Raw genomic sequence first — 14,168 nt, forward strand, 5'->3', positions numbered from 1 at the left:
CCAGGCAGGCGCGCGGGCTGGCGGAAGGGGCGCTCCGGCCCCATCTCTCGGGCATGTCCGCGCGCAGCCCGGGAGCTCCGTGATGTCCGCCACTGCCGCAGTGCTCGCAGTGGTGCTGAGTCAGGCCGCGCCCACGGCCCCTGAGCCGGTGGCTCCCGAGCCGCGCCCCGCGTCGCCCGTCTCGCTCTCGCTCGGCGCCGGCACGGACTTCCCGCTCTCCGTCCATGCGGCGGCGCTGCTGGAGCTGCCCGGGCGCGTCCAGCTGTCCACGTCCGTGGGCCGCATGCCCCGCTCCTACCTGGAGACGCTCGACGACGTGCTCGTGCGCACGGGCGCGTACGGCAGGGACGACGCGCAGCTCGTCGAGGACTCGCTCTCGAGCGCGGTGGTGTGGCGCACCTTCCTCGGCTGGCGACCCTTCCCGCACCGCGGCTTCTACTTCGCCGGCGGCTACACGCTCATCACTCTGGGCGGCAACGTGACGAGCACGCGCACCCTGTTCCGCGCCCTGGGGATCGACGTGCCGCCGGACCTGCTGGATGAGGTGGCACTCGCCCGCGTGCACTCCACGCTGCACCAGGGCGCGCTCGAGCTGGGCTGGCAGTGGACGCTGCCGGCGCGCCTGAAGCTGAAGCTGGGCCTCGGGGGCTTCACCACCTTCGCGGCCTCCAGCTCACTCGAGGCCGAGGTCTCCGAGCCCTTCGCCACCCTCGCCCAACCCCTCCTGAACACCGCGGAGGGGGCGCTGAACGACACCTACACGGGACACGTGCACGGCGCCTACGCGTCGCTCGCGCTCTACTTCACCCTCTTCTGAGGCGCTGGACAGGCGGGCGAGCGCGGAGGCCCCCTTGCCGCTGGAATCACACCTTTGCAATGGTGCCGGCCTCGCTCCGGTCGTTGGTCTTGCAAAGGTCCCCCATGCGCGCCCTCCCGCTGTTCGCCCTGCTCACCCTGGCCCTCGCCGCGTCCTGTGCGCCGGGTGGCTCCGACGGCTCCGGTGGCAGCTCCGAGCTGGCGCTGACGCCGGACAGGGCGAGCTACCTGCCCACGGCGCTGGTGACGCTGAACGTGTCCGGCGGCACCACGCTGGCGCAGCAGACGTACCCGGCCACGCTCGGGGACGCGCCGGTGCAGCTCGCGCGCGTGGGCGTGAGCCAGCTCGGACTGGAGCTCCCGCAGCAGGCGCCTGGGGAGTACGCGCTGCAGGTGGAGCTGGACGGCGGGCGCAAGGCGACGGTGAAGCTGCGGGTGGACGCGGCGGCGCCGGTGGCCGACCCCGCGACGCGCATCACCGAGGCCGTGAGCGCCAGCCGCGCCGCCATGGCACAGACCCAGCTCTCGCTGCGCGCCACCGAGTCCTACAGCGAGTCGCAGCTCGCAGAGCTGTCCGCGAAGGGTGAGGAGCTGGCGCAGCAGGTCGAGGCGCTGCTCGCGCAGGCCAGCGACGCCGAGCGCGCCGACGCGGCGCTCTACATCGCGGCCAACCCGGGCCTGGTCGGCGTCTCGAGCAGCTCGGGGGCTGGGCCCACGGCCGCGCTGGTGAAGGCCGCCCTGTTCGAGGGCGAGCCCTGGTGCGTCAAGGGTGTGGACCCGCAGAAGCGGATGGACCAGGTCTTCGCACACATCGAGGGTCAGCTGACGGGCATCAACCCGGTGCAGACCTACCGCGAGGTGCGCGAGGTGGGCGGCTCGCGGGTCTCCGCACTCCGCGCTGCGATGGGCAATCTCTTTGCCTTCGGCCGGCTGCTCAACATCCTCGAGGAGGCCGGAAAGGGGACGGCGTGCGCCATCGAGCGCTTCGGCACCGCGCTCGTGGAGGACATGGACAGCTCCTCGTCCAGCCAGGCCCTGTCGGTCGGGCCCCGGGTGAGCGCGGCATCCGCGCTCAGCCTGGCGGGCTCGTTCACCGCCGACTTCGTCAAGAAGCAGCCCAAGCGCATCCGCGTGCTCTCCAGCTACCGGTCGCTCACGGCGTCGCTGGTGCCGCCCGGCTCCACGCTCTCGAAGGGACTGGCGATGCTGCAGGAGCTGCTGAGCTGGGGAGCCGAGACCTTCGGCGTGTCCGCTCTCCGCATCGAGCTGGCCCCTGCGACGCCGCGGCACTCCGAGACGCTCCGCGTGAATGCGAGCTACCTCACCCCGAGCCTCAACCCGGTCGTCTACAAGGCCGTGACCTGGAGCTACGCGCGCGAAGGGGGCGACTTCATCTTCACCTTCGACGCGCCACCGGAGGAGAACTGGACGGTGGCCATGAACCTCCACTACGCGGCGCCGCACGTGGCCGAGCAGGACATCGGCTTCTACGGCTTCGTGCGCGACCATCCGCCTTCGCCGCCCACCATCTACGGAACGTGGAAGACGACGCGGCTGTGGATGCAGTGCGAGCACAACAACGTGACCAACGACTACGCCGGCCCCCTCGCGGAGAGTGACACCTGGGTGTTCAACAAGGACGGCACGGCGCAGCTCTGGACCCAAGAGCGTGCGGCCACCTTCGGCAAGGATTCCTGGATCACCGGCTTCGCGTATTCCTACGTAGGAGCGGCGACCTTCTCCCTGAGCGCGGACGGCAAGACGCTGAGCATCACGCGCGCGGACGGCAGCGGGACAACGCCCCTGACCGTGGACATCCTGGACGAGCACACCCTCTCCGTCCGGTATCACGACTACCCGGATTCCCTCGACGACTTCTACCTCTACAGCTTCGCCCGCTGAGCTGCACCGCCAGCACGGAGAGCCGCATGCCCCTGACCGACTGGACCGTCGAGCCCCACTACTCCGCCGTGCTCTTCGTCGCGCGGCACATGGTGGTGGCGCGCGTGCACGGCCGCTTCGAGCGCATCTCGGGCACGCTGCGGGTGGACCCGGAGCGCCCGCGCGAGGGCGAGGTGCACGTGCGCATCGAGGCGGCGAGCGTGAACACCGCGGTGCCGGACCGCGACACGCACCTGCGCTCGGCGGACTTCCTCGACGCGGAGCGCGCGCCCTACATCGAGTTCCGCTCCACGGGTGTGGAGCCCGGCGCGGGCTCCTCCTTTCGCGTGCTCGGCGAGCTCACGCTGCGCAACGTGATGCGGCCCGTGGTGCTCGAGGCACGCCACCTGGCCACCACCACCGATCCCTGGGGCCAGCAACGCCTGCTCTTCTCCGCGCGCACCACGCTCAACCGCTCGGACTTCGGCATCCAGTGGAACCACGCGCTCGCCAACGGCGGCTGGCTGGTGGGCGAGAAGCTCGACGTGGACCTGGACCTGCAGGCCGTGCCCACGGCTTCGCCGAAGACCTGAACTCCGGGGCTATGGCCGGCGTACCGCTGCGCGCGCACGGTCGCGGGCATGCCTGAGCCCTCGCCCCTCGCCGTGCCCGAGCCGTGGAACCTCATCGTCGACGGCTACGTGGACTTCAACGTCCCCCTCTTCGAGCGCTACGCCGCGGACGCGCTGCGCCTCGCGCGGCTGCAGCCGGCCGAGCGGGTGCTCGACGTCGCGGCGGGGCCGGGCACCCTCTCGCTGCTCGCGGCGCGCACGGCGCAGGTGAGCGCGCTCGACTTCTCACCCGCGATGGTGGAGCGGCTGCGCGCGCGGGCCGAGGCCGCGCGCGCGCAGGTGGAGGCCCGGGTGGGCGACGGCATGGCCCTGCCCTACGCGGACGCCTCCTTCGACGCGGCCTTCTCCATGTTCGGCCTGATGTTCTTCCCCGACCGCGGGCGCGGCTTCGCGGAGCTCGCCCGCGTGCTGCGGCCCGGCGGGCGCGCGGTGGTGTCCGCCTGGGTTTCGGTGACCCGCGTGCCGCACATGCTGGCCTTCTTCGGCGCGCTGAGAGAGGAGGTCCCCGGGCTGCCGATGAACGACCCGCACGCGCCGCTCTCCGAGCCCTCGGACTTCGAGCGGGAGATGGGCGCCGCAGGCTTCGTGCACCTGCAGGTGCAGGAGGTGGTGCACGCCGTGGACCTGCCCAGCACGGAGGCGCTGTTCCAGGGGATGGTGCGCAGCGCCGCACCCGTGGCGATCATGGCGCAGCGGCTGGGCGAGGCGAAGTGGCGCGCGCTGGCCCCGGCGCTGCTCTCACGAATGCAGGCGCAGCTGGGCACCGGGCCGCAGCGCGTGGCGATGCCCGCGCTGCTCGGGCTGGGGCGGAGGCCGCAGTAGCTCAAGGGCCCTTGTAGACGACCCCGCCCTTCATCACGAAGCGCACCTTCTGCATGCGCGCCAGGTCCTGCAGCGGGTCGCCGTCCACGGCGATGACGTCCGCGTAGCGCCCGGGGGCGAGCTCGCCCACGTCGCTCGAGGCGCAGGTCTTCGCCTGCGGGGCGCACACCGGGTCGAGCAGCCGCGCAGCCACCGAGGTCGCGCTCTTGAGCACCGCGAGCGGCGGCATGCCGTACTTCGCCATCATCGCGAGCTCGGCGGCCTGGGGCTCGGTCCACGCGTAGCCGCCCGCGTCCGTGCCGTAGGCGATGCGCACCCCGGCCTTGAAGGCCTTCTGGAAGGCGCGCTCCTCGTGCTTCACCAGCGCGGGCCAGATGCCGCCGCGCCCCTCGGCCACGTACGCGCCCACCCACATGGTGGGGCACCAGTAGACGTTCTGCTTCACCACGCGCGCGATGAGATCGTCGGTGAGCCCGTCGCCATGCTCGATGCTGTCCACGCCGCCCTTCAGCGCCGCGTCGATGCCGTCCCAGCCGATGGCGTGCGCCGCCACCTTGCGCCCCAGCCGGTGCGCCTCGTCCACGATGGCGCGCATCTCCTCGTCGGTGAAGTTCACCCAGCTGCGCACCGGGCGCTCGGGGCGGCCCGTCTCGTAGTAGCGGCGGTCCGCGTAGACCTTGATCCACTCCGCGCCGTACTTCACCTGCTCGCGCACCGCGTGGCGCAGGGCATCCGGGCCGTCGGAGATCTGCACGCCCTCGGGCACCTTCAGCTCCCAGGAGTAGCCGGAGAGCGGGTACATGCCGGTGGGGGCGAGCGCGCGCGTGGACACCGTCATGCGCGGCCCCGGGATGACGCCGTTCTCGATGGCGTGCTTCACGTCCACGTCCGCGTACATCGCGCCTTCCGTCTCCACGTCACGGATGGAGGTGAAGCCGTTCATCAGCGCGGTGCGCGCCGCGGTGCTCGCCCGCAGCGCGCGGTAGGGGATGCTCTCCTTGAGCAGCTGGTTGTCGTAGTCCTCCGCGGTGATGTCCCCCTGCAGCAGCACGTGGGTGTGCGCGTCGATGAGGCCGGGCAAGAGCGTCGCGTCTCCCAGGTCCACCACCTTCACGCCGGGCCGCTTCGCGGCGAGCGCGTCCGCGGGGCCCACCTCCTGGATGCGCTCGCCCTGCACCAGCACGCCCCAGCCCTGGCGCAGTGCCTCCGAGCGGCCGTCGAAGAGGCGCGCGGCGCGCAGCAGCACGGGCGCGGGAGGCGGTGCGGCCGCTGCGGGCTTGGGCGCCTGGGCGAGCGCGAGGGGGGCAGCGAGCAGCGACAGCAGTGCGAGAGGGAGTGGGCGCATGGATGGGCATGCTAGCCAGATGCAACCGGGTTTCATCCAGGGCCCCCGGCGCCTCCTCCCGGCTGCGGACACTCGGGCGGGCCGCGGCAAAGCGGCCTCCCCCGAGCCTGGACAGGCGAGTAAGGTCCGCGAGACTGGCGCCCTGCCCCCGCGGGGCGCCCCACCCTGGAGGGGAGTCCGCATGCGCTCGAGAGACGCGAAGGCCGAGGTGCCGCAGTCCTGGCGAGACCGCAGTCGGAGGGCGGGCGGCGCGCTGCTCGCGCTCACGCTCGCGCTGGCCGGCTGCAGCGACGACAAGAAGGGCGACGAGACGCCGCCGCCCAGCACCACGCCGCGCTACAGCGCCAAGCTGACGCGCACCTCGCACGGCATCCCCCACATCACCGCGGACAGCTGGGGCAACGCGGGCTTCGGCCAGGGCTACGCCTTCGCCGAGGACCACGCCTGCATCCTCGCGGACCAGGTGCTCAAGGTGCGCGGCGAGCGCGCGCGCTTCATGGGCGCAGGCGAGCTCAACGCGAACGTGGCGAGCGACTTCGTGCACCTCGCGCTGGACCTGCGCTCGCGCGCCACCGCGGCGCTGCAGGCCCAGCCGCCCGAGGTGCACGACTTCATCGACGGCTACATCGCCGGCTACAACCAGTACCTCAAGGATGTGGGCGGCCCTCCGGGCGTGAAGGGCTGGTGTGCTGGCAAGGAGTGGGTGCGCGCCATCGACGAGCAGGACCTGATGGCCCACCTGCTCTCGCTCTCGCTCGCTGCGAGCAGCACCCAGTTCGTCAGCAACATCGCGGCCGCCGTGCCCCCGGGAACGAGCGGCGCGGGCGTGCGCATCGACCCGGTGCCGCTCTCGAGCGAGAAGGCGCTCGCGAGCAACGGCTGGGCCATCGGCGCGGAGCGCTCGGCGAGCGGCAAGGGCATGGTGGTGGGCAACCCCCACTTCCCCTGGGAGGGCGAGCTGCGGCTCTGGGAGAGCCACCTCACCATCCCCGGCCAGCTCAACATCTACGGGGTGAGCCTCATGGGCACGCCGGGCGTGCTCATCGGCTTCAACGAGCACGTGGCCTGGACGCACACCTTCTCCAGCGGCCAGCGCTTCAGCATCTACGCGCTGCCGCTCATTCCGGGCCACCCCACGCAGTACCTGTACAACGGCGCTCCGCGCGACATGGTGAAGAAGACCTTCGGCATCACCGTGCTGCAGCCGGACGGCAGCCAGCTGCCGCTCAGCCGCGACATCTGGTTCAGCCACTACGGGCCCATCATCAGCCCCTTCGGCGTGGAGTGGAACAGCAGCTTCGCGCTCACCTACCGGGACGCGAACCTGGACAACAAGGTGTTCATCAACCAGTTCCTCGCGATGGACCGCGCGAAGAGCCTGCAGGAGTTCCAGCAGGCCTATTCCTCCGTGCAGGGCATCCCCTGGGTGAACACCATGGCCACCGACCGCGACGGCAACGTCTGGTACGCGGACGCCTCCGCCACGCCCAACCACTCCGCCGCGGCGCTCGACCGCTGGCGCCGCATCGTGCAGAACGACTCGCCGCCGGCCTCCCCGCTCAACCCCCTCATCGCCACGCTGGCGGGCGCGGGCCTCATCGCCTTCGACGGCAGCGACCCGGCCAACGAGTGGGTGGAGGCGCCCGGCGCGCGCGACCCGGGCCTCGTGCCCTTCGCGGGCGTGCCGCAGCTCTCGCGCCGCGACTTCGTCTTCAACGCGAACGACAGCCACTGGCTCGCGAACCCCGCCGCGCCCCTCACCGGCTTCAGCCCCCTGCAGGGACTCTCGCGCGTGCCGCAGAGCCTGCGCACCCGCATGAACCTCACCCTGCTCACCGAGCAGAAGTCGGGCGGGGCCTCGGGTGCGGACGGGAACTTCACCCTGGACGAGCTGAAGGGCGCCATCCTCAGCAACCGCAGCATGAGCGAGGAGCTGGTGCGCGCCGACGTGGTGCAGCGCTGCAAGGCCCGCCCCACGGGCGGTGAGGCGCGCACGGACATGTCCGCGGCCTGCAAGGTGCTCGAGAGCTGGGACGGGCGCTTCGATGCGGACAGCAAGGGCGCCGTGCTGTGGCGCGAGTTCAGCGTGGCCCTCTCGCGCAGCGAGCCCACGCGCGCGGGCACCTTCTTCGCGGTGGACTTCAACCCGGACCAGCCCATCACCACGCCCAACACCCTCACGCCCGCGCCCGCCTCGGGCCCGGACCCGGTGCTGACGGCGCTGGAGACGGCCGTGGCGCGCCTGCAGCAGGGCGGCAAGGCGCCGGACGTGGCGCTGAAGGACGCGCAGTACCACCTGCGCGGCACCACCCGCTTCGGCCTGCACGGCGGCCTCGGGCGCGACGGCGTGGCGAACGTGGTGACCTACCGCAAGTCCAAGACCTCGGCGGATCCCACCACGCCGCAGGGCCCCATCCTCGATGCGGTGAGCGGGCTCACCACGGACGGCTACGTCGTGAACTACGGCACCAGCTTCCTCATGGCCATGGAGTTCACCGACGCCGGGCCCCACGCGGAGGCCTTCCTCACCTACGGCGAGAACGAGGACCCCGCCTCTCCCTTCTACTCGGACCAGCTGCAGCTCTTCACCCAGAAGCAGTGGCGTCCCATCCGCTACACGGACGCGGACATCGCCGCGGACCCGGCGCGCACCGAGAAGACGGTGACGGGCGGCTAGGCGTCCCGCTCGCGAGCGCGCTCAAATCTGGATGCCGGCCATCAGGCCTGGCCACAGCCGGTACGCGTGGTCGCCGGCGTGGAACACCTTCTGCGGCAGCCACGAGGCCGTGTCGTCGCCCTTCGCCGTGCGGTAGAGGTTCGCCGTCACGCCCGCGAAGAGGCCGAAGTGGCGCCGCAGGTCCTTGCCCACCACGAGCCTCGCGCGGCTGAGGAAGTCATCCGGCGGGGAGTGGTCTCCGAGGCGGTAGTCCCAGGCTCCCGTGGTGACGTCGAGCTCCAGGTAGCCCGGCTGCACGTCCAGGTGCAGCCCGAGGCCCGCGCCGTACCAGGTCCGGTAGGTGCCGCGGTAGGGCACCAGGCCGTAGTTGAGCGTCGCGTACACGAGGCGCCCGCCGTACTTGAGCCCCACGTTCACCGGGGCCACGTCGTCCGCCCACACCTGGAAGGACAGGCGCCCCTGGCGCACGATGCTCAGCAGGCCGATGGGCACGGTGGCGTCGTCGGACACGTTGAGCAGCCCCAGCTGCAGGCCGCGCACGGTGCTGCCGATGTTCACGAGCCCCACCTGCGCGCCCACCACGCCCTCCGAGATGTTCACGAGCCCCAGCTGCAGCCCGCGCACCTCCTGCGCGAAGTTGAGGCCCGCCGCCACCTGCGCCCCCGTCATCCCCGCCGCCACCCGGTTCACCGTGGAGCTGAACTGCAGGCCGCTGAAGGCGCCCTCGGTGCTGCTCACCAGCGCGCTCGCCTGCACGCCCGTCACGTCCGAGAAGGCGAGGTTGCCCGCCCCCACCTGGACCCCGCGGAACTGCCCGCCCACCACGTTGGCAATCGCCGCGAGCTGCACGCCGCGCGCGCTGCCGTCCACCCAGCCCACGCCCGCGGCGAGCCCCAGCCCCTCGAGCCGCGTGGAGCGCACCGCGAGCACGCCGAGCGCGAGGTGGTTCAGCGCGCGCGAGCCCCGCAGCGCGTTGGTGTCCAGCGGCGGCACCAGCGAGACGTTCACCGCCACCGTGGGCGCATCGGCCGGGGGCGCGCCGGGCAGCGCGTTGTCCACCTGGCCGGGGCCGCCGCGCGCCACCGTGCGCAGCAGGCGCAGCGGCACGAGCTCGTCCTCGAGCAGCTCGCGGTAGCCGGTGCGCGGCACGCTCAGCTCCGCGCCCCACGCCTGCGCCTCGCGCTCCAGCGTCACGCCGTAGCGCCCGGGCGCGAGCGCCAGGTCCAGCGGACGCCCCGGCCCCTTCTGCAGCTCTGCCGTGAGCCGCCCCTGCGTGTCGCGCACGAAGAGCCGGCCGGCCAGGGGCCCCGAGAAGCGCAGGCGCGCACTGGAGGCGCGCAGGTCCGTCATCACCAGGTCGCCGGTGCCCGCGAGCTGGATGTCGTAGGTCGCGTGCTGCGGCCCGCCCGCGCTCTTCTCCGTGCGCGCCAGCGTCTCGTGGAAGGCGAACTGGTAGGCCTCGTTCAGCGTCACCCGGCCGTCACCGCTCGCGTCCGCTGCGCCGCGCAGGCCGGTGAGCAGGAAGTGCGTGAAGAAGGAGGCGCCCAGCGCATCCGACTCCTGCGCGACCTCGTTCTCCGAGCTCGAGGCGAGGAAGGCGTGCCCCTTCACCTGGCTGCTGAGGTCCTCGAGGAACGCGGGGCGCCGCACCCCACCCTTCGCGCGCGTCACGGCTCCCGAGGCACAGGAGTCGAGGATGGCGATGCGCACGTCCGCGGGCGCGGCCTGCAGCGCCGCGCGCAGCTCGCCGTACTCCAGGCGCTCGCCGCGCAGCAGCAGCCCCTCCGCATCCGAGTGGCCCGAGTAGTAGACGATGAGCTCGTAGCGCCCGCTGTGCCCACCGGCCCTCGCGAGGCGCTCGCGCAGGTGCTCCAGGGCCGCGCGCAGGGCGGCGCGGTCCGCGTCCGGGAGCACCTGCGCGTCCGCAGGGGAGACGCCGCCCAGCTCCGTGAGCACCTGCGCCATCGCCTGCGCGTCGCTGCCCGCGTAGCGCAGGCGCGCGCGGCCCAGGCCTCCGTCGCTCGCGCCGACCACGAGCGCGAAGCGGCGGATGGCGGGGGCTTCGGGCACGGCGTCCGCCGCGAGCGCGGCGGTGGAGAGGAGGAGCGAGAGGAGCGCGGCTTTCATCGGCGGTGGGGGCTCTTAGCGCGGGGGACGCGGGGGCGCGAGGTGGGAGCCCGGCTCCCTCACCCCGACCCCCGGCTCAGGGGCGCCAGAGGGCCTGGCGGCTCGTCCAGGAGAGCCCGCCGCGGCCGTCTCGCACCACCACCCAGAAGGTGACCACCTGGGCCTCGGCGCTGCCCCCGTCCTCGAAGGGCTTCCACTTCACGAGGTTGCGCGACTCCTGCCCGCCGAAGTCCGTGCCGCCCGTCTGCTGCAGGTTGAACTCGCCGAGGCTCGCGTGCCACGCGAGCGTCCAGCTCTCGGTGAGGGACACCGGCTGCAGCGTGAGGCTGGGCACCACGTACGCCTCCTCCTGCGCGCGGAAGTCCTCGGCCTGCACGGCGAAGGGCCCCGGCCCCACCAGCTCGGGCAGCGCCACGGCCTGCTCCGCGCTCTGCGACTGCGGCCACGGCTGGCCCTGGAGCAGCAGGCCCGGAGGCTCGGGGTTCTGGTTCGCGCGCATGCCCTCCACGAGCGGGCAGCTGTAGACGAGCAGCTTCTGCGCGTGGATGCGCTCCTCGCCCGCCGAGAGCTCGAGCACCAGCGGCAGTCGCACGCCGCCGAGCCCCGCGTAGTCGTCCTTCGCGCGCACGCGCTCGAGCAGCGCCGTGCCGTCCGGGAGGAAGGCCGTGCCCGGCCGCACGTCCACGCTCAGCTCGCCTGCGGAGGTGCTTCCCTCCGCGAGCAGCACGCGGCCGTTGGCCTCGGCGCAGGTGAGGTCCTCCGCGTCCGCGCAGGCCCAGAGGCGGTAGTCCAGCGCGCGCTCCTCCCCCTGCGGGTCCACGATGAGGGCGCGGTAGTGCACCGGCGTGTCCAGTGCGGCGAGCACCTGCGGCGACGTATCGCAGGCGGGCAGGAGCAGCTCGGGCGCGTCCGTGGAGATGCCGAGCACGCGCAGGTCGTGCACCAGCGTGGGCTCGTCCATGTCCGGAGCGCAGGCCGCGAGGGCGAGGAGACAGAGGAGGAGGCGGGTCTTCATGGAGGTCTCGTGCGTGAGGCGCATGGCTAGAAGCTCCCCTTCACGCCCACCACCGGGAGGATGGGCAGGCCGGGCAGCTCGTACTCGCGGCGGTTGCGGTAGTCGGTGAGCACGCCCTCCTGGTTCTGGGCGTTGTAGAGGTTCTGCACGTCGAGGTACGCAGAGAGGGTCCAGCGCTCGAAGGTCCAGCCCTTCTCCACGCGCATGTCGAGCTGGTGGAAGCCGCGGGTGCGCTCGGAGAGCAGCAGGCCGCGCACCGTGCCGTACTGGTTGCCGTCCACCTGGTAGAGGTCGGAGTCGTGCACCAGGGGCGTGACCGGGCGGCCCGAGGTGAAGCGGAAGCGTCCGCCCAGCTCCCAGCCGTGCGGCAGCTTGTAGCTGCCCACCAGCGTGAGCACGTGCGTCTGATCGTAGGGGCTGAGGTCGTAGCCCAGCGTCTGGCCCTCACCGAACGCGCCCTGCGAAGGGCTCTGCGGGTCCGCGCCCGCGCGCCCGTCCTCCGCGTGGCTCAGCGTGTACGAGAGCCAGCCGCTGAAGCGCTCGGTGAGCTCCTTCTTCACCATCACCTCCACGCCGTACGCGCGTCCCAGCCCGTCGTTGCTGTAGCGCTCGCGCGCGACGCTGCCGTCCGGCAGTACGTGCACCTGGCCCGGCGCCACCACGTTCGCGTAGCGGCGGTTGAAGAAGCCCGTCACGTCCACGCTGAAGGAGTCGTCGAAGTGGTGCTCCACGCCGAGGCTGCTCTGGAAGGCGCGGGCGTAGCCGAGCTCCGGGTTGCCGTAGGGCAGGCGCATGAACTGCCACACGTCCGGCGACTGGCTGTAGAGGCCGAGACTTCCCTTCAGGGCCGTGTGCTCGCCCGTCTGCAGCCGCAGGAAGAGGCGCGGGTCCAGCGCCATGGGGCTGTGGCCGCTCGTGCGGCCGAGGTTCGCGCGCAGGCCGGGCGTCGCGGTGAGCCGGCCCAGCTTCAGGTCGGCCTCCACGAAGAGCGCGCCGTCCAGGCCGCCCAGGCTCTCGTGCAGCGTCTGCGTCTCGCCGCGGGGGGCCGAGCCCGGGAAGGGCACCAGCTCGTCGTCCGTGGCGACGGGCAGCTGCAGGTGCGCGCTCATCCGGCTGTAGAGCAGGTCCGCGCCGACGCGTGCGGTGACGCGCGAGCTCAGCTCCAGCGCGAGCGTCTCGCGCGCCCCGAGGCTCCACAGGCTGTCGTGCTCGTCGTTGTTGCCGAAGTCCGAGGTGAGCCGGTCGTAGCCCACGTAGGGCACGAAGGTGCTGGAGAGCCCACCGTGGCGGTAGTTCCACGCGCCGCGCAGGCGGTCGAAGTGGGTGTGGAAGCTCACGTCGTAGTCGCGGTCGTTGTCACCGCCGGTGTCCACCAGGCGCAGCTGATCGTCCGAGCCGAAGCCCATCACCGAGTAGGTGCTGCGCCCCGCGGGCCTCCCCTCCTCCGCGCGCGCCCCCACGTCCACGCGCAGCTGGTAGTCGTAGTAGCGCGGCACGATGACCAGCGTGCCGCCGGACTCCTTCTGCGGGAGCACCGCCTTGAGCACCGTGTCCACGTAGGAGCGGCGCACCGCGCCGGACACGGAGACACCATCCGTCATCGGCGCCTCGAGGAAGAGCGCGGTGTCCAGCACGTCCACCTTGAAGGAGCCGTGCAGCGTGTCGCTCGCGCCCTTGCGCGTGGCCACGTCCGCGATGCCGCCCACCGCGCGCCCGTACTGGCTGCCGAAGCCGCCCGGATAGAAGTCGAGCGAGTCGATGAACTCGGGGTTGATGACCGAGGGGCCGCCGAGCAGGTGGAAGAGGAGCGGGATCTTCACCCCGTCCATCAGCGCGCTCGTCTGTCCCGGGTTGCTGCCGCGCACGAGCAAATCACCGGAGAGGTAGGGCGCGCGCGCGAGCCCCGGCAGCGTCTGCAGCACGCGGATGGGGTCTCCCATCGTGCCGGGCGTCTTCGTCGCCTCGTCGCGGTTGAGGGTGCGGCGCACGACCTCCTTCTTCTCGCGCGTGCCGTGCACGATGGTCTGCAGACCCGTGCCCTGCGGGACGAGGTAGTAGGCGACCTCGAGCGTCTCGTTCGCCGCGAGCTGCTCCTGGGTGCGGAAGAGCTGGTGCCCGGGCGCGACCACGGACACGGCGCAGGCGCCCGCGGGGGCGTCCAGCGTGAAGCGGCCTTCCGCGTCGCTCTCGGCCTCGGGCGCGTCCGCGCCGTCTCCGCAGCGCACGGTGGCGGAGGGCACGCGGGCGCGGCTGCCGCGCGAGAGCAGCTGTCCGCGCAGCACCGCGCGCGGCACGGCGGCAGCCGCGGGCTCGGGCGAAGGCGGCGGCGCGAGGGTGAAGTGGTAGGTGTACTCGAGCTGCACGGGCGCGGGCACGCCGTCCACCTCGGCGGGGCGGAAGCGGAACTGCCGCACGGCGGCGAGCGCCGCCTCGTCGAAGCCGTGCCCCACGGGGCCGTCCTGGACGAGCGCCTCGGCAACGGCACCGGAAGCGTCGATGGTGAGGAAGAAGCGCACGCTCGCGGTGAGGCCCTGCTGGGCGGCCTCGGGGGGATAGACGGCCTCGACCGTGTGCTCGAGCTCGGGGGGCCGCGTGAGGACGCCCTGCTGCGGCTGGGCAAAGGCGGTGAGGGAGAGGAGCAGGAGGGAGGCTGCGAGCAGGCCTCCGGCAGCTCTGGGCTTCAGAGTCATACGGTTCATCCGTGTCGGGGAGTGTCCCCTCTCCCTCTGGCTCGTGTTTCGCCGTTTCAGCCCGAGGGAGTGAGGAGGAGTCCCGAGGGAGGACGGGAGCGGGGCTGGGTTTTATGTCGAAGGGGTGCGCAGAGGCGTGGGCGCAAAACGTCCACGCCCTCGA

The 14,168-nt window shown here is 72.4% G+C and carries 9 protein-coding genes; 5 read left to right on the forward strand and 4 right to left on the reverse strand.

All coding sequences use genetic code 11. The annotated features are described in order from the left end of the window. Positions 1-82: 82 nt before the first annotated feature. The 4 genes from FGE12_RS29540 to FGE12_RS29555 all read left to right on the forward strand — a co-directional run bounded on the left by FGE12_RS29540 (position 83) and on the right by FGE12_RS29555 (position 4,151). Positions 83-817, forward strand: coding sequence for a hypothetical protein (locus tag FGE12_RS29540; protein WP_153870000.1), 735 nt, complete (start codon positions 83-85; stop codon positions 815-817). A 104-nt stretch (positions 818-921) separates the two neighbouring features. Continuing rightward, complete coding sequence (locus FGE12_RS29545; RefSeq protein WP_153870001.1) at positions 922-2,718, forward strand: hypothetical protein; 1,797 nt, start codon at positions 922-924, stop codon at positions 2,716-2,718. Positions 2,719-2,744: 26 nt separating this feature from the next. Beyond that, on the forward strand, positions 2,745-3,290 hold the full coding sequence (locus tag FGE12_RS29550) for a YceI family protein (RefSeq protein WP_153870002.1): 546 nt from the start codon (positions 2,745-2,747) through the stop codon (positions 3,288-3,290). A 48-nt stretch (positions 3,291-3,338) separates the two neighbouring features. Beyond that, on the forward strand, positions 3,339-4,151 hold the full coding sequence (locus FGE12_RS29555; RefSeq protein ID WP_153870003.1) for a class I SAM-dependent methyltransferase: 813 nt from the start codon (positions 3,339-3,341) through the stop codon (positions 4,149-4,151). 1 nt (position 4,152) lies between these two features. On the opposite strand, the gene FGE12_RS29560 is transcribed toward FGE12_RS29555, so the two are convergent. Then, positions 4,153-5,496, reverse strand: a complete 1,344-nt coding sequence (locus FGE12_RS29560) for an amidohydrolase family protein (RefSeq protein WP_153870004.1) — start codon at positions 5,494-5,496, stop codon at positions 4,153-4,155. A 181-nt stretch (positions 5,497-5,677) separates the two neighbouring features. On the opposite strand from FGE12_RS29560, the gene FGE12_RS29565 reads away from it, so the two are divergent. Beyond that, positions 5,678-8,173, forward strand: coding sequence for a penicillin acylase family protein (locus FGE12_RS29565; RefSeq protein WP_153870005.1), 2,496 nt, complete (start codon positions 5,678-5,680; stop codon positions 8,171-8,173). Between the two features lie 21 nt (positions 8,174-8,194). On the opposite strand, the gene FGE12_RS29570 is transcribed toward FGE12_RS29565, so the two are convergent. The 3 genes from FGE12_RS29570 to FGE12_RS29580 all read right to left on the reverse strand — a co-directional run bounded on the left by FGE12_RS29570 (position 8,195) and on the right by FGE12_RS29580 (position 14,005). Next, on the reverse strand, positions 8,195-10,300 hold the full coding sequence (locus FGE12_RS29570) for an LA_2272 family surface repeat-containing protein (protein WP_153870006.1): 2,106 nt from the start codon (positions 10,298-10,300) through the stop codon (positions 8,195-8,197). A 76-nt stretch (positions 10,301-10,376) separates the two neighbouring features. Continuing rightward, positions 10,377-11,315 (reverse strand): hypothetical protein, encoded by a 939-nt coding sequence (locus tag FGE12_RS29575; protein WP_153870007.1) that lies wholly within the window; start codon positions 11,313-11,315, stop codon positions 10,377-10,379. A gap of 26 nt (positions 11,316-11,341) precedes the next feature. Beyond that, positions 11,342-14,005: a TonB-dependent siderophore receptor gene (locus tag FGE12_RS29580; protein ID WP_153870008.1), complete on the reverse strand. Its 2,664-nt coding sequence runs from the start codon at positions 14,003-14,005 to the stop codon at positions 11,342-11,344. Positions 14,006-14,168: the final 163 nt, after the last annotated feature.

This window comes from Aggregicoccus sp. 17bor-14 (genome assembly GCF_009659535.1).
GTDB lineage: Bacteria > Myxococcota > Myxococcia > Myxococcales > Myxococcaceae > Aggregicoccus.